The 21,278-nt window shown below is 54.1% G+C and carries 13 protein-coding genes; 5 read left to right on the plus strand and 8 right to left on the minus strand.

Translation table 11 applies throughout. The features are described 5' to 3' along the window. Positions 1-239 precede the first annotated feature (239 nt). The 5 genes from trmB to CCASEI_RS13100 are packed head-to-tail and all read left to right on the plus strand — an operon-like array spanning position 240 to position 5,503. Entirely contained in the window at positions 240-989 is a 750-nt protein-coding gene (gene trmB / locus CCASEI_RS13080; RefSeq protein WP_006822554.1) for a tRNA (guanosine(46)-N7)-methyltransferase TrmB, read from the plus strand. Further along, entirely contained in the window at positions 989-1,582 is a 594-nt protein-coding gene (locus CCASEI_RS13085) for an NYN domain-containing protein (protein WP_006822553.1), read from the plus strand. Before trmB ends, CCASEI_RS13085 begins: the two co-directional genes overlap by 1 nt. A 13-nt stretch (positions 1,583-1,595) precedes the next feature. Next, a complete protein-coding gene (locus tag CCASEI_RS13090; protein ID WP_025388228.1) occupies positions 1,596-4,103 on the plus strand; it encodes an MMPL family transporter in 2,508 nt (835 codons plus the stop codon). Continuing rightward, a complete protein-coding gene (locus CCASEI_RS13095) occupies positions 4,104-5,147 on the plus strand; it encodes a lysylphosphatidylglycerol synthase transmembrane domain-containing protein (RefSeq protein WP_006822551.1) in 1,044 nt (347 codons plus the stop codon). Continuing rightward, positions 5,144-5,503, plus strand: coding sequence for a DUF3054 domain-containing protein (locus CCASEI_RS13100; RefSeq protein ID WP_025388230.1), 360 nt, complete (start codon positions 5,144-5,146; stop codon positions 5,501-5,503). Before CCASEI_RS13095 ends, CCASEI_RS13100 begins: the two co-directional genes overlap by 4 nt. A gap of 109 nt (positions 5,504-5,612) precedes the next feature. Here CCASEI_RS13100 and CCASEI_RS13105 read toward each other — a convergent pair whose 3' ends face one another. From CCASEI_RS13105 to pabB, 8 genes are all read right to left on the minus strand, one after another. Next, entirely contained in the window at positions 5,613-8,711 is a 3,099-nt protein-coding gene (locus CCASEI_RS13105) for a type III restriction-modification system endonuclease (protein ID WP_025388231.1), read from the minus strand. Between the two features lie 214 nt (positions 8,712-8,925). Beyond that, complete coding sequence (locus CCASEI_RS13110) at positions 8,926-9,735, minus strand: AlbA family DNA-binding domain-containing protein (RefSeq protein WP_025388232.1); 810 nt, start codon at positions 9,733-9,735, stop codon at positions 8,926-8,928. 14 nt (positions 9,736-9,749) lie between these two features. Further along, on the minus strand, positions 9,750-11,753 hold the full coding sequence (locus tag CCASEI_RS13115; RefSeq protein WP_025388233.1) for a site-specific DNA-methyltransferase: 2,004 nt from the start codon (positions 11,751-11,753) through the stop codon (positions 9,750-9,752). 79 nt (positions 11,754-11,832) lie between these two features. Beyond that, positions 11,833-13,710 (minus strand): site-specific DNA-methyltransferase, encoded by a 1,878-nt coding sequence (locus CCASEI_RS13120; RefSeq protein ID WP_025388234.1) that lies wholly within the window; start codon positions 13,708-13,710, stop codon positions 11,833-11,835. Between the two features lie 5 nt (positions 13,711-13,715). Then, positions 13,716-14,381 carry a DUF4391 domain-containing protein gene (locus CCASEI_RS13125; protein ID WP_025388235.1) on the minus strand — a complete coding sequence of 222 codons (666 nt, stop codon included), beginning with the start codon at positions 14,379-14,381 and terminating at the stop codon, positions 13,716-13,718. Beyond that, positions 14,374-17,664, minus strand: a complete 3,291-nt coding sequence (locus CCASEI_RS13130) for a helicase-related protein (protein ID WP_025388236.1) — start codon at positions 17,662-17,664, stop codon at positions 14,374-14,376. Before CCASEI_RS13130 ends, CCASEI_RS13125 begins: the two co-directional genes overlap by 8 nt. A gap of 497 nt (positions 17,665-18,161) precedes the next feature. Next, a complete protein-coding gene (locus CCASEI_RS13140; protein WP_025388238.1) occupies positions 18,162-18,992 on the minus strand; it encodes an aminotransferase class IV in 831 nt (276 codons plus the stop codon). Beyond that, positions 18,992-21,106: an aminodeoxychorismate synthase component I gene (gene pabB, locus CCASEI_RS13145; protein WP_025388239.1), complete on the minus strand. Its 2,115-nt coding sequence runs from the start codon at positions 21,104-21,106 to the stop codon at positions 18,992-18,994. Before pabB ends, CCASEI_RS13140 begins: the two co-directional genes overlap by 1 nt. Positions 21,107-21,278: the final 172 nt, after the last annotated feature.

The raw sequence follows: 21,278 nt of genomic DNA on the forward strand, positions 1-21,278 counted from the left end.
GGGGAGGACAAGGAAAGGTAGCTGCCAAATCCATTTCCATACCACCACCCCCGGGACTTAACTGGTTATATCCACCTGCATTATTCCGGGTGTTTTTGTGCACTTTCGGGCGTCAATCTTTGCCTATACCGCAAAGACCATGGACAATAGTGTGAGATAACAGGAATCAACTCCTGTCACATCTTGTTCTTATTGGCCTTATTGCTGCTCTTTCTATCCAAATACTTAAAAGAAAAATCATGAATAATACTGAAAACATTTCTGGCCGCCCCCCGCAAACTAACTTCAATGAAGCGTTCAATAATGATCTGGACTATCCGCGTCTGGGCAATGTCACCTTCCGCCGTGGCACGCTGACAGACAACCAGGAGGCCATGTTCAATGAGAATTGGCCCCAGATGGGCAAAGAGCTTGGCGATGAATTGATTGACGTCGATGCCTGGTTCGGCCGCGCAGGGCACACGACCATCGTGGAGATTGGTTCCGGCACTGGCACTTCCACTGCTGCAATGGCGCCGCTGGAAGCAGACACCAACATCATCGCGGTCGAGCTGTACAAGCCAGGTCTGGCCAAGCTGATGGGCCAGGCAGTCCGCAATGGTCTGGATAATATCCGTATGGTTCGCGGTGACGGCGTGGAAGTAATGGTTCGCATGTTTGAACCAGAATCCCTCGATGGCATCCGTGTATTCTTCCCGGATCCGTGGCCGAAGGCGCGCCACAATAAACGCCGCATCATCCAGTCCGGCACGCTGAACCTGTTCGCGTCGCGTCTAAAGAAGGGCGGCGTGCTGCACGTTGCAACAGACCACGCCGACTATGCCGAGTGGATCAACGAACTCGTTGAGGTCGAGCCTTCCTTGGAATACAAGGGCTGGCCGTGGGATGGGTGCCCGCAGCTAACAGACCGTCAGGTTATTACGAAGTTTGAAGGCAAGGGTCTGGACAAAGACCACGTTATTACTGAATACCTGTGGGAAAAGAAATAATGAGCAGCAAATACGCACTTATCTGGGACGCGCCCAATATGGACATGGGCCTCGGCGCAATTTTGGGTGGACGCCCAACGGCTGCTTACCGCCCACGCTTTGACGCGATTGGTCGCTGGGTGGTTCTCAACGCCCAGGACTTCGGCGCTGAACCGCAGGCTTCCGTGTTTACTAATGTCACTCCCGGCGGCGCGGATGTCATCCGCCCGTGGGTAGAAGCCATCCGAAACGTCGGTTTCTCTGTCTTTGCCAAGCCGAAGACAGATGAAGATTCTGATGTCGATCCGGACATGATCGAGTACATCCTCGACAACCGCGATGACCTCGCGGGGCTTATCGTGGCATCTGCCGATGGCCAGAATTTCCAGCCGCTACTAGAAGAGCTCGCCGGCGAGGGCATCCCCGTCACCGTCCTGGGTTTCCATGAGCATGTCTCCTGGGCAATTGCTTCCGAGTCCCTGGAATTTGTGGACCTAGAAGACATCCCGGGTGTGTTTAGGGATCCACTGCCACGCGTGAGCCTGGACGCTCTGCCGCCGGAAGGTGCATGGTTGCAGCCATTCCGTTCTTTGTCCGCCTTGTTAGAGCACTAGGAGATACTCAGACGTGTTTTTGAAATGGGGCCGCTTTTCTTACGCCTACCGCAAACTCATTCCTTTTGTGCTCATCGGCGTCATCTTGTTCCTCTTCGGAGTTTTTGGAACCCAGCTGGGCAACAAGATGAGCCAGGAGGGTTGGGATGACCCGAACTCTGCATCCACGCAGGCTGCGAAGATTGAAAATGAGGTCTTCGGGCGTGATAACTCCGGCGATGTCATCGTCATGGTCAACAATCCTCAAGACAATCTTGAGGAAGGCCGCGAGTATGTAGACAACCTCAAGAGCTCCTACCCGGATCAGATTGCACAGGTCAACAGCTACTTTGATACTCAGAACCCGAACTTGCTCAATGAGGAGGGCAACCTCGCATTCGTGGCTATTGGGCTGGCCGGTGATGAAGAGCAGACTCTCAAAGACTTCCGTATCATCCAAGATGCGCTGACAGATACTGAGCTCGACGTTGAGGTCGCCGGCGCGACCGCCGTCGCGGATGCACTCGATGCCGGCATGGCCGATGACATCGCGCGTGCAGAACGCGCTGCGCTGCCGCTGGTTGGCTTGTTGCTGCTGGTGGTCTTCGGCTCTGTCGTCGCAGCGTTTATGCCCTTGGTCGTCGGCGGTCTCTCCATCTTGGGTTCCATCGGCATCCTCGGCATTCTGGCAGGTTTCCTGCAGGTCAACGTCTTCGCGCAGGCAGTGGTTACGCTGCTGGGCTTGGGCCTGGCCATTGACTATGGCCTGTTCATGGTCTCGCGTTTCCGTGAGGAGCTGGACAAAGGCCGGGAGGTCAAAGACGCGGTTGCTGTCACCACCGCCACCGCCGGGCAGACAGTGGTCTTCTCCGCGGCCATGGTCGCGGTTGCCCTATCCGGGTTGTTCATCTTCCCGCAGGCCTTCCTCAAATCGGTTGCCTACGGTTCCATTTCAGCCGTCGGACTAGCGGCGCTGCTGTCTGTCACCCTGCTGCCGGCGCTGTTTGGTTTGCTGGGGCACAACATCGACAAGTGGTCTATTCGCCGCACCAAGCGCACCGCACGCCAGTTGGAAGATACCTGGTGGTACCGCCTGCCAAAGTGGGCGATGAAGCGCGCGAAGCTGATGACGGTTGCTATCTGTGGCTTACTCATCGCGCTGACCATTCCGATTGTGAACATCTCCTTCGGCGGTATCAATGAGACTTACCTGCCGCCGACGCAGGAAACCCGCGTGGCGCAGGACAAGTTCAATGAGGAGTTCCCAAGCTTCCGCACGGAGCCAGTCAAGCTGGTGGTGGAGAACGCCTCGAATGAGCAGCTTGTCGATGTCATCATGCAGGTCCGCGAACTCGACGGCCTAACTGCTCCGATGGCACCATCCTCGGCGACTGTCGATGGCACCACGGTGCTCTCCGCCGGCATTGAAGACCGCGATGATTACGCAGATATTGTCCATGAACTGGAAAACCTCAACGCACCAGAGGGTGTGAACCTTTACGTCGGCGGTACACCTGCCATGGAGGTCGAATCCCTCGACGCGCTCTTTGACAAGCTGCCGTGGATGGTTCTCTACATCCTGGTTGCCACCTTCATTTTGATGGCGCTGGTCTTCGGCTCGGTGGTTTTGCCGATGAAGGCCATCTTGATGACTATCCTGACCGTCGGCGCGACCTTGGGCATTTTGACCGCGATGTTTGTCTCCGGTGTCGGCGCTGGCTTGCTCAGCTTCTCGCCTGGCCCGCTGATGAGCCCGATTCTGGTTCTCATCATCGCGATCATCTACGGCCTATCGACCGACTATGAGGTCTTCTTGGTCTCGCGCATGGTCGAAGCCCGCAAGCAAGGCGCCTCGACGGATGAGGCCATTAATTACGGCACCGCGCACACCGGCGGCATCATTACCGCCGCAGCGCTGATCATGATTGTGGTTGCCGCTGCCTTCGGCTTCTCCGACATCGTGATGATGAAGTACATCGCCTTCGGCATGATCTTCGCACTGTTCATTGACGCCACCATCGTGCGCATGCTGCTGGTTCCAGCCGTCATGCATCTGCTGCGCGAGGATAACTGGTGGGCACCGAAGTTCATCCACAAGGCCTACGAGAAACTCGGCCACGGCTCTGAGCCACAGCTCGAGCCTGCTGCACCTAAATCCTCTTTCCCAGCACCCGATACTGAGGGTGCTGTTGCCGCTGGCGCAACCGCAACCGCTGCACAGCCCAAGCCACAAGCACAGCCAGAGCCACACGCTGAGCAACAGCCATCTGTGGCGCAAGAATCTAGGGATGAAGAGTTCTTCGATTCTTACGAGGATGCCGCTGAGTGGGAAGAGTACGAAGACAACAGCGAGCGCTTCGAAGAAGACCACATGGGTGAAGAAAGCGAAGACGGTCCGGGCCGTTCAGGACGTACGATTGATGAGGACGAATCACTGGTGCCATTTAATGAGCTGATGGAGCGTTTGGCGCGGGAGCGCCGTTCTATCAACCGTGGACCTGAGCATCGCGAATTGCCACGAGCAGAGGACGACAACGCATAGATGAATATGCAATCAGGCATGCGCTGGCTGCGCTGGGGAGCCTCACTTCTAGTGCTTTTTGTGCTGGTGTGGGTCTTTCGTGATGAGCTGGACTTCCTTAGCGAGGGCTTCCGCCGCCTGAAGGACGCTAATGCATTCGCTGTTGTCGTTGTAATACTTGCATCCGTGGCGTCGCTGGTGACCATGAGCGGTGTCATGCAACAGCTCATCATCGCCGGCGGAGTTCCGGTGTCGCTGAAAGAAGCAACGGCAATCTCCTTTGCTTCCAATGCGTGGTCCACTACCCTGCCAGCAGGGCCGGCGTTCTCCGCGCTGTTGACGTTCCACGTGCAGCGCGCCTGGGGCGCAACCATCGCTCTGTGTGCCTGGTTCTTCGTGGTCTCCTCTGCGATTTCCACCATCTGGCTTGTACTCATCGGACTGTCCGGCGTGATGCTGCTACGCGCATCAATCGCACTAAGTGCGTTGATTTCCTCGCTCGTGCTCATGGTCTTGCTGCTGGCGGGATTGTTCTGGATTACCAACAATCCGCGCAAGGTAGAGCGCTGGCTCAAGCGACAGAAGCTGGTCAAAGGAAAGATTCGCGACGGCCTGGTTGAGCAGGTGCGCAACCTCATGGAAGTGCACCTTTCGCGCTACCAGTTCTTATCCGTTTCAGCGCTGTCCTTTGGCCACCGCATCTTCGACATGGCCGCCTTATGGGCCTGCGTGTGGGCGGTCAGCGGATCCATTCCGTGGATTAACGCCGGCGAAAATGGAACAACACTTGCTGGCGTGGCACTCGCCTACATCACCGCGAAGCTCGCCGGCTCGGCACAGATCACCCCGGCCGGACTTGGCACTGTGGAAGCAGCGATCATCGCAACGCTGGTGGCTACCGGCATGACCGCGGTGGACGCGACCGGCGCTGCAATTATTTACCGCCTAATTTCGTTTGCCCTGATGACCGCCATCGGCTGGGTAATTTACTTCTGGCACTATGCCCGCAAGGGACTCACACTGTCCTCGCTGAGCATGCCTAATCAAGAGAAAGAAACACAATGACCAAGCAGCTAATATATGACATCATTGCCATCGCCGTCTTCGCCGTCCTGGCACGCTTCGCACATCCTCCCGTCACCTTGGGCGGCATCTTTGATGCCTTCTGGCCCTGGGCACTCGGCGCTGTCATCGGCTGGGCAATTTTGAGGTGGCTGTTTAAGACCACCAACATCTGGGCACAGGGCTTAGTTGTTTGGGCGTCTGCGATTATCTTCGGCATGATCTTCTGGGCGCTAGTAAACGCATCACTGCCTCACTACAGCTTCCTCATCGTCGCCATCACCATGTCAGCGCTGCTGCTCTTCGGTCGCCGCGCCGTCGCGCATTTCCTCAACCACCGGAAGGCCAATTCAAAATAGCCTGAGCTGCGCAGATCAACGAAGAGGAATCTGCGTTAAGTATTACATTGCAGGAGGTAGGGCCCGACCCCAAAAGTGGACAGTTTGGGGTCGAGCCCGATGTTGGCCATCATGCTCCCACGAGTTGCATAAGTTCGGTGTAGTCGGTGATGACGTCGTACGTGACATCATCACTGCTCTTCTTGTTGAGCGAAGCGAAGAATTTGCGGGCACATTCGATCTTTGCTTCCTCGACTCCTTTCAATTGGAGAGTTGAAAGGGATCCCTTGGTTTCTGCAACGAAGTACACATGTTTAACGCTGCCCTCCTTGAAAGCAATCGCCCAATCTGGGTTATAGTCACCAACTGGCGTCGGGATGAAGAACCCGCGTGGCAGCTTCGCATACACGGCAACCTCCGTACTGGTGTCTAGCTCGTTGATGAATGCACGCTCGATTTTGGAATCAGTCACGGCGTAGTCGTAGATGTGCTTCGTGAGCTTGCCACCAGCATGGGTAAGATCTTGCTTCGTCTGGTTCGCAGTAAAGATCGCAGAGTCGAAGGTCTCGTCCAGAGCGTCGTAAGCGAGGTGTTCCACGATGACCGTCGCCTTTTGCTCATTGACCAGCCGCGAAGCTTCAGTGATGAACTGCTCAGGATTCAATCTAAACTTCCCGAATGTATCCGGCCGAATGCCCTTGAGAATAGCAGCGACCGTACGGCGGGTCAGCTTCGTTTTTCCGGCAATTTCACCCAATAGATCGTACTTCACCTGCGAGCCAGATGTCACTGTCTCGGTTACGGTTTCAGTGGTAGACACTGCAAACCCCGACCCCTTCGATAGGTGATCAGCCTCGAGCTCACTGCGTTGCTTGCCAGCCCGGATGACATACTGCATGGACGCAACGTTGAGGTGCTTATCCAGGTGGTCAACAGCTTTGCGGATCAATTCGTCAGAGTCGAAATCGACTTGGTAAATCGCCTTATGATTGATCCGACCCCATAGACTCTGGAACTCCTTGCGCGCAAAATTAGCCTCGTTGAGCGTAATCTTCTTGGGCTTACGGTCGTCTGTCGGCTTGGGCACATCGATGTACAACGAGTCGACCAGCGGCCAGATGAAGTCCACCACCGGTAACAACACCTCAGAAGAAGGAACTGCGAGTTTCCCTTCTGTTTTAGCTTCCTTGTATGTTGATGTGACGTAGCCGTCATCGTCGATGTAATCATTGCGCGCCAAGTAATTATAAAGGGATCGAGCCAAATGTTCCTCCACGATAGACTCGCCTGCGGTCGTCTGGATCGTCTTGCCCTTGAAAAAATCGACGCTTGCCTTGTGCGGGCGAGCAGCCAGGGACTCCGACAGTTCCTTCTGGAGTCCATCGACGAAATCAGTGTAGGACTCGTCGGTCACGACAGTAAGTTCGTTGATGTCATGGACCCGAGCACCGATTGTTGCCTCATCCATACGCTCACCACGCTGGTCAACAGCTAAGCGTAGACCGCGGCCGATCTCTTGTCGCCGAGACACAGTGTTGTCACTCTTCTTTAGCATCCCCATGACAAACACATTCGGGTTGTCCCACCCCTCACGCAGCGCTGAATGGGAGAAGATGAACCGCACAGGCTCATTGAAGGAGAGCAGTCGTTCTTTGTCCTTGAGAATCAGCTCGTAAGCATCAGCGTCCCTGGATTGACCTTTGTCATCCCCACGCCCAGAAATCTTGCCATCGACCTGCTGTTTGGACTTCTTGTCGATGGAAAAGTAACCCTGATGAACTTCCCTAATCTCGTCACGACGCAGGTAAGTCTGGTATGCAGCGGTCGACTCGTCAATAGGCAACTCTCCAAGGACCTCATCGCGAATTAACGTGTACTCTTCCTCGAACATTCGTGCATACTCGCCTAGCGTGTCTTCTCGAGAGTAGTCGCGGTACTTCGCTACCTCGTCGATGAAGAACAAGGAAAGCACCTTAATGCTCTGACTAAACAGTTCACGCTCCTTGTCCAGATGAGCACGAATGACCTCTCGGATCTGAATGCGGCGCTTGGTGTCCTCCGTGACGTCACGGTCTGCAAGCTGGCCGGCAAACACGATGTCACCGTTGCTCAGCTCAATCACGTCACGGTTCGCATCGATGTCGACCACAACCAAAGATTTGCCATCGGGGCGGTAGGCTTCTAGCCTGTTAGACAGATCGTAGAGATTCGTCCCCTTTTCCACCCGCTTGACCTGACGTTTGATCGCCGTTTTGGTCTGGACCTCGATCTCGACCCGTGCACATGGTAGCGCACCTTTCGCAATCTCAACTGCCTCCAGGTAGAGGTATGCCGTGGACCCCGCCAATCCTTTGACAGTGATGCCCCGGACGGCAATCTGTTTGACCAGCTTTTGGTTGTACGCATCCAGCGCGTCAAGACGATGTACCTTAGTGTGCTCGACCTTGTGAGTTGCGGAGTACCGCAGCATCATCAGCGCGTTGAATCGCGCCAAAGCCGCCAAGGACTTAGGCGCGCCGATCTTCTGTGGTTCGTCGATGATAACAATCGGCCGGTTGGCACTAATCACGTCGATGGGCCGACGGGACTGAAAGTCGTCGAGTTCGTCGTAGATACGGCGGTTGTCTTTGCCCGTCGCATTGAATGCCTGAATGTTGATTATCATCACCTGCACTCCGGAGTCAGAACTAAAGCGCTCCAGCTCGTGTAGCTGGGAGGAATTATAGATGAACGAGCGCGGCTTGGTGCCGTAGAGCTGCTGGAAGTGTTCAGCAGTAACGTCGAACGTCTTCTTCACACCCTCACGAATCGCAACAGAAGGTACAACAACGATGTACTTTGACCAGCCATACCGCTTGTACAACTCCATTATCGTTTTAATGTAGACATATGTCTTGCCAGTACCAGTCTCCATCTCGATGTCAAGGTTTGGAGCTCCAGGAGCTGCCTTACTATCAACAAGCTTTCCCGACAGCGGCAGGTTCTTAGACCGCTGCACAGCCCGTACGTTGCCCAATATTTGGGAACCCGACAAGGCAATCTCTGCGTTGCGGAGACCGGCGTCCGGACGCTCTTCCTCCTCAAACAAGGAAGGTGCCATCACGGGGTTTATGCGCCCTGGATCAATCCGGTAGGAAATGCCGTCGTGTTTAGGCTGGCCTGCGAAGGCCTCAACAACGGCTTCGACAGCATCGGTCTGGTATCGCTGTACTTTGAACTGGAGCTTCATTGAATTCTTTTCTTTCTGCAATGTCCGGCTTCACAAAACATGCTGTAAACAAGTAATTCTGCAGTTTATCGCAGAATTTAGCCAAATTGCTTGTTTAAATCTTGCTTTAATGAGGTTGTTGCGGCGAGTCATTAAACAAGTTTCCATCGCGGCTTCTGTTGCGTCCCAGTGTTATGGATTGTTCCCTCTTTGCGCATACGCGTCAGCAAGTTCGTCACCTTCGAACGCCGTTGATTCTCGTCGAGCAACTGAGGAACGGTAGCCGGAAGTGCTCATAAGCTTGCTGCTCCCCTACTAGCTTCCAGGTCAACTGAGCTGGATGTGGCGACAGAAGGTGCGTGGAAGTGTCGGCACCGAGAAGTAGAAGTGCAGCCCTTGTAATCATGCCGTCACGAGTTAACCTCGCTTTAGAAAGAAACATCGCATCATCCCATGCTGCAATATCGGAGGCGCGGAGACGCGGCGCGTAGCGCTCCGCAAAGCCTTGACGCGCGCAAGCGATCGCGGCGGAATCGAGATGGGCGAGAGTTGCTTCAGGAACTACGACGGCGGTCCAATCGGCGCCGATGGTCTGCTGTCTGATCTCGTCCAGCTTAACGAGCGAGAGTGGTACGAGGCTCTCTCCAGCGCGGGCGCGGTAGTCGCCCTTCCACGAGATCGGAATCCCTTGTGGTGCGGCAGGCACCTCCAGCAGCACCACCCGTTTTTCGTTGATGGTGACCTCATAAGCCTCACGGATCGTGACTCCCTGATCAATCGATTGATGAATGTGCTGTTTGAGTGGTTGCCGCTGCTGACTATCGATGAGATGGGCTGTGCCCACGATCTTGTGATCGTTCGAAACGCCGAATACAAGCCACCCTACGCCGGCGCCACGAAGGTTTGCCTCATTGCTCAGTGCCGAGACGTACTCACCGGTCTTGTCCACGGAGAACTGACGCGCGGCCTCCTTAAACTCGATAACTTCGTTCTCCCAACCAGCAAGTAGCCTGTTCAGAACTTCGGTGAGTTCATCGTTCGTCAAGGTCAAGGCATTTCTCAGATCGTTCGTACTTCGGTGGACGGAGACACTTCACGGAAAATCTGCTCTGTATTGATGCGAGTCGCGTCGGTCTCGAATGCGTCATCACGGAAGACGGCACGCAGCGGGCTACGTTCGGCGATAGCTCGGACAACTTCCGGAGATACAGACTCCGCGAAGCATGCAATCAAAGCGTCATCGTCAACGGCATACACCTCACGATTGTCTACGGTCTCCCGAATGATCGATGACGACAGCTCTAGCCCCCAGTCTAGGAGGACTTGGAACAAAAGGTCTTTCGCCGTTCGGTCTTTTTTCAGGCTTGTGATCGACTCCGTGAGTATGTCTTGTGCGATGTTGTCAGGAGCTGTCCACACGTCTACTAGGTTCGAAGTATCAACTTTTAGGACACGAAAGCCACTGTCAACCAGCAGATCACCGTCGAGCTGTTTGTTTACGATCCTCATCCGTTGCTTCGTGATCTCTGCGACAGTAGCAGGACGACCAAGCTCGGTGAGGAGATCAATAGCATTGGAAGTAATCTTTCGCGCTGCGCCCTTTGCCGTTTTGAGCGACTCGTGCAAGTCCTCCGCAATCTGGATACCAATGTATCGACACGAGGAAGACGCTTCGCTTCGGTTTCGTTCAAGGACTGCATGCATTGCAGATCCAGAACCCGCAAACATATCGAGGACGATGTCTTCACCCCCTACGCCCACGGCCCTAAAAATGTCACGCAGCAGAAACTCGTCCTTTGGGTTCGTAAACACCTTTTCGCCAAACAGCTTCGCAAGCCTCTTCGATGCCGCACGCCCATCAACGAACCGGATGCTTGTGAGACTCTGATACTCCGTGTCCTTCAAATAGGTCTTGATCTTGGGTACCGTAGTGTGATCCAACCCGAAATGGACCCTATTATTGAGGATCTGCTCCTTCATAGAAGCTTCAGGGAACACCCAACCACGCGATGGACGCTTACATGGTTTACCCGTAATTGGGTGCAACACGTCATAGACATATTGGCCGTCGTTCGGACCGGAAATATCGCTCCCAAAATAGATGCCACGAGCATCCATGTTGTCGTAATGCTTACTCGCGAACACAGGATCATTTGGAGGGAATGTCTTGTACCATGTCTTGGCCGCCCTGTTGATTGCCGCCCAGTCGTCACCGTGTTCCTTTCTGAACCGGTTGAAGGTGGCATAGATCTTCTCCAGGCCCTCCTTCTTCTCGACCCATTCGCCAGAGTTTGCCTGTTTGTTCTTGACGAAAAACACGATGTATTCGTGCTGGATAGAGATGAATGATTGGTCATTCTTGTTGCTGTTTTTAAGGACGATCTCCCCCACATAGGATGCGTCGCCAAAGACAGTTTTACCCAATTCAATAAGATTTGCGTGTTCGTTCTCATCAATGGAGACAACGAGGACGCCGTCATCGGTCAAGAAGTTTCGTGCTAGTCGAAGGCGTGGATACATCATGTTCAACCATGAAGTATGAAACCTGCCATTGGAATCAGTGTTTGCAACGAGAGGGACGCCCTCGTTGTCTGTTTGGCCAGATCTGCGCAACTCATCGGCGCTCGAATTTGCGAAGGTATCGTTGTAAACAAAGTCGTTTCCGGTGTTATATGGCGGATCGATATAGATGAGCTTGACCTTGCCCAAGTAGGATTCTTGGAGTAGCTTGAGGGCGTCTAGGTTATCGCCTTCGATAAAGATGTTCTCTGTGGCATCAAAGTCCACCGACTCTTCACGGACCGGGCGGAGAGTCTTTGCGATCGGCGCATTAGCGGCAAAGGCCGCCGCACGTTTACCAGGCCAATCCAATCGGTATCGCTCTTGTGGCCCTTCCACGATGCACCCTGAGAGTTCTTGGCGTAGCGAGTCGAAATCGACTGCACGCTGTAGGTTGCCATCCTCATCGTGAACTTCGGTGATGACGGTTGGGAATAGCTCAGCCAGCTTGTCGATGTTCGCCTCTGCCAGGTCAGGCGATGCCATACGCAGCTTCTCAGTCATGCTGCACCACCGAACGATGAGCAGAATGATTCGTTCGACTGTTGGAACCGCGACGGCGCTCTGTTACCACAGTAAGCATCTACAGCGCCTTGACTTCGGTCGTTGGCGACTTCTCTCGGAAGATCTGCTCGACGTTGATGCGTTCCGCATCGTCCGCGAAGTCCTCGTCGAGGAACACGACGCGAAGCGGCTTGCGATCGGCAATCTCGCTGGCTGCTGAAGAGAGAGGAGAGCTATTCTCGCGTGATCTGACGCACAGCATTAGAGCGCCCTCCTCAACATTGTAGATATCAAAACCATTGGCATTTTCCTTTTGAATGGGCATTGTAAATTCTAGGCCCCAGTCGAGCAGGACCTGAAATAAGACGTCCTCACTAGTTCTGTCGTGCTTGACGCTGCGCTCAAGGTCTTCAAGAGCGAGCTGATCAGTCGCGTCTGGCTCTCGGGTCACGTTGGTCATGTTAGTGGAGTCAATCTTCACGAGGCGGTACCCGAGATCAGGCGAGTTCAACTCCCCAGAGAGTTCCGTCGCCACGTTCTTAAGGCGCTCAAGGCTCATTCCGAGGATTGAGTCAAACGCTGACTCAGGCTTGTCCAGTGGTTCTTGAATCTGTACACCGATATATCGACGGCTACCGCCATCAATAGAATTTTGGACCATGACGGCGTGCGGAGTCGTTCCACTGCCGCTAAAGAAGTCAAGAACAATGTCGCTGCTATCCGGGTTAGTGGCTAGTTGTAGTATGCGCTGGATTAACTGAACTGGCTTGACCGAGTTAAGCACATTCTCCGTGTACTCAAACGGCACGTATTTCAGGAGAGACTTCTTGGCGTCCTGAGTGTGACCGACTTCTGAGTAGGACCAGAAAGTCTGTGGAGTGCGTCCTTCGGAGACCTCAGACAAGTAGCGCTTAAGTCTTGGGGTGCTGTCCGGTCCGTTGCCCCACCAGATTCTGCCTTCGTTAACGAGTTCCTGAAAACGATCCTTCGAAAACCTCCAGTAGCTTCCCCGTGGCGGTCCAGGAATGATTCGTCCGCTCGGTGTCTCAATTGGGTATAAACCAGCATCGTAACGGTTTCTCGCTGCTAGATCTGACGATGCCCACGGCCCCCTCGGGTCGTTGTCAGGGTTTTTGTATCTTGCATCCATTTCCGCAGTTCTTGGAAGTGGATTCGGTTCCCACTGCGACTTGTCACGCGCGTAGCAAACGATGTAATCGTGGTCTTCAGAGAACCACTTCGCTGAATTCTTGGGTGAGAAGACTTTTTGCCAAATGATCTGGGCGACGAAGTTCTGTGCGCCGAAGACTTCATCGCACAACTCGCGAAGGTTGTCGATTTCGTGGTCGTCAATGGAGATGAAGATTGCTCCATCATCTTTCAGAAGATTTCGTGCGAGCTTAAGACGTGGGTACATCATGCTCAACCAGTCAGAGTGATAGCGACCGTTGGTATCACTATTCGCCACCATCCGCACGCCTTCGTCATCTGTATGGCCTGAACGGCGAAGAAACGAAGCGGTTGATTCGGCGAAGTCGTCATCATAGATGAAATCGCGGCCAGTGTTGTACGGCGGATCGATGTAGATGAGTTTGACTTTGCCGAGGTAGGACCCCTGCAGAAGTTTGAGTGCGTCGAGGTTGTCGCCCTCAATAAAGAGGTTTTTGGTCGTGTCGAAGTCGACCGACTTTTCACGTACCGGGCGAAGAGTCTTGGCAATGGGCGCGTTGGCGGCAAAAGCTGCCGCGCGTTTTCCAGGCCAGTCAAGCCTGTACCGCTCCTGTGGACCCTCGACGATGTGGTCGGAAAGTTCCTGGCGAAGCAAGTCAAAATCGACTGCACGCTGCGGGTTACCATCAGCGTCGACAGTTTCAGTGATGACGGACGGGAACAGCTCGGCAAGCTTGTTGATGTTCGCTTCAGTTACATCTGGCGATGTCATACGTAGTTTTTCCATGGGACTTACCTTTGCTGTTCCAACTGTGCTTGTTTTGTTTTGAGAGTGCGGCGCAGTTCAACTTTACGGTTAAACTGTTTCTCGTTGTTGAGTTTGCGCTCCAGTGCCTTGATTTCGCGTTCGAGCTTGCCGACAGTCTTTAGCCTGTCAGCAACCACTGCCATACTTTCGCCGGTTTGAACTTCGATCTCAGTGAGCGGTTCAAGCAGAGCAGTATAGAGGGCCGGCAAGGTAATCGCCGTTGGTAACGGTTGACGCTCGGTATCAGCATGCTGCCAACTGGTACTGAAGTACTGACTGATCTTTGGGGCACCTGCACCGATTTGTTTGTGGGCTGCGACCATCCGTGTCTCACGCTTACCTGCGACAGCGCGGTTGATCTCGAAGATGAGCGGACGCGGCATTGACCTATCAACGGCGCTGAGCACCTTTTCGGAAACGTCCGAGCCCTTAGCTTTCACTTGGAATACCGCAATGTCGGGAACCTCATCAGTGCCCTCTAAGTTAATCGACGTCTGTGCCAGGTCATATGCCCAGATCACGTGATCGATCTCTGCGACGAATTTTTCCCGCAGAGCCGTATTGACATTGGCACGTTCGTAGAATTTCTCCTTCGGAACCCGTCGCCCAAAGTACGCTGCACTTGGCCACTGATACAACAGATCAGTCACTAGCATTCGCCTCCTCTGCGGCAGCGACCACAGCAATGAACGCTGTAAGTTCAAAGTCATCCAGTCCGGCTATGGTCTGAGTCAGGGCGGAGGTGGGACCCGGAGAAAACAAGCTGTCAATGTCGCGCTCCTCGGAGATTTCAATCATCGAATGGATTGCATCCGTCAGCAGCTGAGAGTACTGGTTCATGTCGGCACCGTCTCGTGTCGACTCATTAAATACGCGAACTGCACTGGGCACTGGCTGGTCGTAGGGACGGCATCCAGTTCGCAGGAAGTCAAGCAGATGCTTGGCTTCTGTATGGTCGGCGATCACGTGGCCTTCCTCATCCAGGTAGACAAGGTAGTGCGGGTGGAGACGGTTACCACGGTTCCCGTTCTTTGCAGTCAACTGAGAATCGTCGGCGTTAACATTTCGCAATGCAAAGATCACGCCGGGCACTAGACCCTTGTCCGGATCAGCGGGGACCACGGCATGTAATCCCTTCGGAACTGTAGAAAGATCGCCGTACTGCTTGATATATCCGAGCAAGTCCATACGAAAGTCGTTGAGGCCGAGGTCAGTGATAGAGACACCGGTCCGAACGTCTTCCAGCTCAATAACTTCGTCTTGGAGTTTCCGGAGCTGTTCCTTACGGAAGGCAGCATCTGTTCCTTCTTGAGTAAGCACATTGTCATCAGCGGTGCCTGCGATATCGGCGATAACCATCCGATTCTCTACGCGTTCCTTGAGGTTAATGTACTCGTCTAGGGAGATGTCCGGCCAGAAGTTCACCAGCTGGATGACCTGATTAGTGGACCCGATACGGTCGATACGCCCAAACCTTTGGATAATGCGAACCGGGTTCCAGTGGATATCGTAATTTACGAGGTAGTCACAGTCCTGTAGGTTTTGGCCCTCACTGATGACATCAGTGCCAATCAACACATCGAGTTCACGGGTCTCACCAGGCATGGTCACGTCACGCTGCTTAGAGCGTGGGGAGAACATCGACATGATCTGCTGGAAGTCGTAGCCTTTGCCCAGCGTGGTCTGCGCGCGGTTACCACCGGTGATCACGGCCGTCTCTAGCCCTGCGGTAGCTAGTGCCGGGGCGAGGTTCTTGTAAAGGTAGTCTGCGGTGTCAGCAAAGGCAGAAAATACCAGAACCTTGCGGTTACCAGGGTTGATCGGATGCTGTTCCTTAGAACGGATGATGTCCTTGAGCTTTCGGAGTTTAAGATCATGGTCTGGAGTAACCTTGTTCATCTCGACGAGGAGTTCGCGCAGTGTCTCGTGGTCGTTCCATAGGTCCCGTTGCCAGGACTCAATGTCAAGGTCAGCCAGGTCGATGCGAATCTTTTCGCCAAAGGACAGAGCCTCGACGTTGGCATCTTCTTCGTCGTCTAAATCAAAATCTTGCCCCGTTAAGTCCGGGCTAAGATCGGCCATGTTTCCAGCATGAGTGCTGATTCTGGATAGCGTTTGAGTGACGGAGCCTTGGACTTTACCCAGGGTAAGCCGGAAGGCCTCAACCGAACTCTCCAATCGTTTGAGCAAGTTGACCGTCATGAGTTTTTTCAGGCCCTGCTCGCGGCCTGCTTGCCCCAGGTTCGAGTTGGCGCTACCTACGGTGACGTCATATAGGTCCTCATATTTGCTTCGTCTCGAGGGAAAGACGTAGGCCAACGGGGTGTAGACGGCTAATGTGAGGGACTGGAGCTGTTCAAAGATGTCGTTGAACCCAGGCACATCTGGAAGATCAGTAAGCGGTTCACGCACGGAGATGGGCGTGCGGCGCTCAGGGAAAGCGCCGATGGCAGCGGTGTCATAGAAGGCCTGGATGTGCTTGCGCGACCGAGCGATAGTCACCGAGTCCAGAAGTTCGAAAAAGTCGAAGTCCAGCATCTTCAAGATCTGTTTCGTGGTGCGTTGTTCGGCGTCGAGTTTGGACCATTCGTTAAATACCCGCTGGGCATCGGAAAAGACCTTCTCCACGCTAGTAGAGATGTTCAGGTGTTTTGAGAGATTTTCCGACTCGCCTTCGTAAGCAAGTTGCAGTTGGTTCTTCAAGTCATTGAATCGATTATTCACAGGGGTGGCAGACAGCATGAGAACCTTGGTCTTCACGCCCTCCTTGATGACTTGGCGCATGAGCCGCTGGTAACGAGACTCCTTCTCCTCGGCATAATCTGCATTACGGAAGTTGTGGGATTCATCAATCACCACCAAGTCATAGTTTCCCCAGTTGATGCGGGCTAGATCTATGCCAAGAGACTCACCCTTAATCCGCGACAGGTCGGTATGAGCAAGGACATCGTAGGAAAAACGATCCTCACGGAAAAGGTTAGTGGTGTAGTTAGAGTTATAGTTCGTCCAATTCTCTGCCAGCTTTTTAGGACACAAAACCAGCACCGATTTGTTGCGCAGCTCGTAATACTTAATGACGGCAAGCGCTGTGAATGTCTTACCCAAACCAACCGAGTCTGCCAAAATACAGCCACTATAGGTCTCAAGCTTGTTAATTATGCCTGTCGCAGCGTCATGCTGGAAGTTATACAGGCTTTTCCAGACCTTGGTTTCCTCGTAGCCGGTGCGGTCGTTGGGGAGAACGTCGTCATTAATATCATCTAGGAAGTCGGCGAACAGGTTGTAAAGAATGAGGAAGTAGATTCGCTCCGGGGAGTTCTCGGCATACACGGTGGCGATGTGGTCACACACGGCCTGCGTAACGTCATCAAGCTGGTCAGGGTTATTCCAAATCTGATCGAAGAGTTCCAATAATTGCTTGGTCTCAGTGGTACCTTCATACTTCGGAACGACGTTGGAGACAGCCGGCCCCTTCTGATACCCCAAATCAGTGGTCGTAAATCCTTGAATCGGGAAATAGGCCGCTCGATCGTCAACCACTGCCAAGGACTGCATAGGGTTGCCAGTGGCATTAGAGCGGAAAGTAGCCTTACGGCGCACCCAGTCCGCACACTCACGAGCGATAGCCTTTTGGGTGAGCTTGTTGCGCAACCGGATCTCAAACTCTGACCCAGCAATCGCTGACTCGGCGTTCCCCGCAGGGATAAAGAACTGCCGGCGCTCCTTGCGAATCTTGTCGGTCACGTCCTCGGCGACGAACGACGGGGAGGTAAAGATGAACTCCAGCTCGTCCACACGCTCCAATTCGTTCTTCAGTGCCTCAAAAGCGAAGATGGAGAAGGTGGACGCCGCGATCTTAACTTTCGACCCGTTGGCAAGAACCGTCTTGAGGTCATCGCCGAGACGGTCATTGACATTGTCGATCATGCGCACGTGAATCAGTCTCCTATCTTGCCTGCGTTCGAGTTGGTGGTGCCGTTATCGTAGCTCCACTCGACGACCTCCCTGGATTGGAACCTCCAGAATGAGCCTTTCCCATTGTTGTGCCTCGCGAAACCAGCGCTACTTATAAAGATAGTGCTCTTCGCTACGCTGTGAGCGGTAGCAACGCAGCAAGTCGATAGCCACCACTTGGTCACGTTGGTCTCTCCTCAATATCGCAGGGCCCGAGGGCTGGAACGTCGTATTGATTCTACAGAAGCAGCATTAAATGTACCGAGATGCACCACCGATGAACTGCGCAAGGCTGCATCAGGGATATTGCTCCTCCGAAAGCTCCGCAAAAAAATTAGCCCCCAATGTCCTTTCTGCATCATCTCTAATGTCCTTACCTACACTCCAATACGGTTAACACCGCAGACTGTCCAAGAACGCCCTCAGTCACGATGCTCTCTCGCAGACATATAGGTGCACTGAGCACGTGCATTAATTCAAGCAAACGCCGATAAGCCGGGGTGTGCATGGTCGTCTGCGTGAGCGCCAAATTGTGACCACCACCAGCTGCCCCATTCGCTCTCCCGGGGATGCCGAGGTGGGGCTAAGACCTCGTCCACTACGTGAATCTGGGTCACTGGGCTGATGCCGTGAAGAGCATTGAGAAACCACACTGGTCCGGCAGCGAGGTCGTCCGGGAAGATGGACGCAAATTCTATCTTCTGTCCGGTCTCGCGGGCACGTTGGAAGACTTGATACAAGGTCACGCTGGGTAGTTGCTTATCCAGCCGGTCGGATAGGACGAGGACATTGTCCTTCCACAAGGCCAATGCGCCCGTGGTTGTTTCTAGACAAGCGCCGTCGGTGTCACTGATAATGAGGTCATCAACTGCGGTCTCAACACCGGCTTTGAGCTCAGCGAATAATGCTAGGTCCGGGCCTTTGAGCAGAGGAGCTACCCGACGGTCATTGCCTGCGCGATAGGCCAAAGTAGTAGTTTCGCGAACTTCGGGTGCGGGGCGGACTTCGAAGCCAATACACGTAGTTCCGTCGTGAAAATCGAGGAGCGATATCCGGGGAAACAACTCGAGGCTACGGTTGTCGGGGTTTGATAGATGAGCATTTATCCACTGCCAGACTGCGCGCCCCTGTTGTTCTGAAAAGGCGGCACCTACTGCGGCAACTGACGTATTGAATCGGGCAGCATGTTGCCCGAGGCCGAAAGACTTTCCGTGGCGATGACGCCAGGAGTCGATCACCAGCAATCGGTAATCCCCCGGGACAGGCAGGGAGCGGAACGCGCCGTCTTTCCATATCAGTGGGGCCATTAGATTGTCTCCCTATCGGGGACGTTTGCGCCCCAGACTTGAGCGATAGAGCGCAAAAGTGCTGCTGCTTTGAGTTCTTTCTCGGCATTTTCTTCCACAGCGACAGAATCGAGAACTATAGCTCCACCAGCGCCGACGCTGAGGTTGTCGCCAGCTTTGACGATGGTGCGGATAACAATATTTAAGTCCGCCGTGCCGTCGAGTCCCATGTATCCGATGGTGCCCGAATATACTCCGCGCGGTCCGGCTTCTAAAGAATCAATGATGCTCAGCGTGCGTTCTTTGGGCGCGCCAGTCATGGAACCACCCGGGAAGGTGGCTTCAAGCAGATCGATAAGATCTGCATCGGCCCTTAGTTTGCCCATGACGGTGCTGACCAGCTGATGGACAGTCCGGAAAGACTCCACTCCCATGAGCACCGGAACCTCCACAGAGCCGACTTCGCAGACACGGCCCAGGTCATTGCGCAGCAGGTCCACGATCATCAAATTTTCGGCGCGCGTCTTTGGATCTGTTTGCAGGTAGTAGCTGCGTCGGCGGTCCTCATCAGGGTCTTCTGCGCGCGCAATCGTTCCCTTAATCGGCTTGCTCGAGACGGTGCCGTCTTGTTCAACTTTGAGGAAGCGCTCCGGTGAAGATGATAGAACCTCCAACTCGTCGCCAAAGGCGCCGAGCTTGAGGTAGGCCGCGTAAGGTGCAGGATTGTTTCGCCGCAGCTGCCGGTACAAGTCCCAACCATCAACTGCGGCCGAGGTTTCATAGGTATCGGTCAAGCAGACTTCGTAGCTGTCGCCACGGCGCAGCGCTTTATCTACTTCGCCGATTCGTTCCACGTATTCGTCTGCCGACAGACGCCATTGCCCGTCGAGCTCAGAGGCTGTGTGCGCAGCGAGCTTCGTAGAACTAGGTAGCGGGGTGTCTTCTAATGATTCTTCGAGCCATTCCATCAGCTGGGCGGTCTCAGCCGTTGGGCCCTCGATCGCGTCATAGACAACGCATAGATGTGCAATTGCCTGCCGATGATCAAAGACCACAAAAGCCTGCGGAAACACCCAATAGGCATCGGGAGTAACTGCACTGTGTAGCCCTGGCCCAACCGTGAGGGCTTTGCACTCAAAGCCTAGAAATCCGACATAGCCGCCAAGAAACGGAAGGGCTGGCAGGTCATGGGTCGCCACGGACTCAGCTAGTAGTTCCCGAAGATAGGACAAGATATCAGTCTCAGCACTGAAGGTCTCATCGCCGCGGGCAACTTGAACCATCCCAGTGCTGATGTCATAGCGAATCGATGCAGCCTTGGAACCTGCATTAGTCCCAAGGATTGAATATCGTCCTGACTCCGTATCCGCGCCTAAGTCTGCGGTTGCGGAGTCGAGCCAGAATGCATCTTGTGCGTGAGCTTTTAGCCTGGCAAAAGTTGCCTCGCAGTCAATCGCCATGGTGATCGCGCGATGTTCAAGCTTCCACTTCTCAGGCACAGATTTAGGGCCTGGGACTACCGGAGCGCTTTCCTTCGGGATTTCTGTTGTGGGCTTTTGCCCCAGGAAGTTTTCCACCAAGGTTCGCCCGTGCTCAGTCAGGATGGATTCCGGGTGAAATTGCACGCCCCAGTGTGGCTGATCCAGCACTTTCAACGCCATGACCACGCCGTCTTCGGACCACGCCTGCGGCTGGACGCGCGTTGTATCAATATCGTCCACGCACAGTGAGTGGTAGCGCACCACCTTGAAATCTTGCGGGATAGTGGCGAATAGTTCGGTTCCAGTGTGGTGGATAGTGCTGATGAATCCGTGTTTCGGCTCAGGCGCTCTATGGATAGCGGAGCCATTAATGAGAGCTAGTCCCTGGTGTCCAAGGCAGATGCCAAGCACCGGGATATCGCTTGCGGCTTCGATGACTTCGCGCGCGGCGTCAAAGTCCTGCGGATCTTCAGGGGTTCCCGGCCCAGGGGAAATCACCACATGGCTGAATTCGCCAGCGCTTACTCGCTGCGGCAAGCTTTCGCCCTCGGCGTGTTCGGCACGAACCACCAAAGGAGACTGCCCCGCTACTTCGGCAATGAGCTGGTAAAGATTGAAAGTATAAGAGTCATGATTATCAAGTAGAAGAATCATCGACGCACCCCTGTCTGAACTAGAAATGCGGGCTCCGTGGAATACCACGGGGCCCGCATTATTGCGCCGTTCTTACATGAACTGAGCAGCAATACCGTTGAGGAACATGACCAAGTAGCTGATCAGTTCGCCGGCGATATCTACAGCACTCGATAGCATGAGCGATACTCCT

Origin of the sequence: Corynebacterium casei LMG S-19264 (assembly GCF_000550785.1) — a bacterium.
Classification (GTDB): domain Bacteria; phylum Actinomycetota; class Actinomycetes; order Mycobacteriales; family Mycobacteriaceae; genus Corynebacterium; species Corynebacterium casei.

Excerpts from the sequence above, each read along its gene's own strand:
- CCASEI_RS13100 (WP_025388230.1), top strand. The coding sequence starts at position 5,144 with ATGACCAAGCAGCTAATATATGACATCATTGCCATCGCCGTCTTCGCC.
- pabB (WP_025388239.1), bottom strand. The coding sequence starts at position 21,106 with ATGATTCTTCTACTTGATAATCATGACTCTTATACTTTCAATCTTTAC.
- CCASEI_RS13095 (WP_006822551.1), top strand. The coding sequence starts at position 4,104 with ATGAATATGCAATCAGGCATGCGCTGGCTGCGCTGGGGAGCCTCACTT.
- CCASEI_RS13085 (WP_006822553.1), top strand. The coding sequence starts at position 989 with ATGAGCAGCAAATACGCACTTATCTGGGACGCGCCCAATATGGACATG.
- trmB (WP_006822554.1), top strand. The coding sequence starts at position 240 with ATGAATAATACTGAAAACATTTCTGGCCGCCCCCCGCAAACTAACTTC.
- CCASEI_RS13105 (WP_025388231.1), bottom strand. The coding sequence starts at position 8,711 with ATGAAGCTCCAGTTCAAAGTACAGCGATACCAGACCGATGCTGTCGAA.
- CCASEI_RS13115 (WP_025388233.1), bottom strand. The coding sequence starts at position 11,753 with ATGACTGAGAAGCTGCGTATGGCATCGCCTGACCTGGCAGAGGCGAAC.
- CCASEI_RS13140 (WP_025388238.1), bottom strand. The coding sequence starts at position 18,992 with ATGGCCCCACTGATATGGAAAGACGGCGCGTTCCGCTCCCTGCCTGTC.
- CCASEI_RS13120 (WP_025388234.1), bottom strand. The coding sequence starts at position 13,710 with ATGGAAAAACTACGTATGACATCGCCAGATGTAACTGAAGCGAACATC.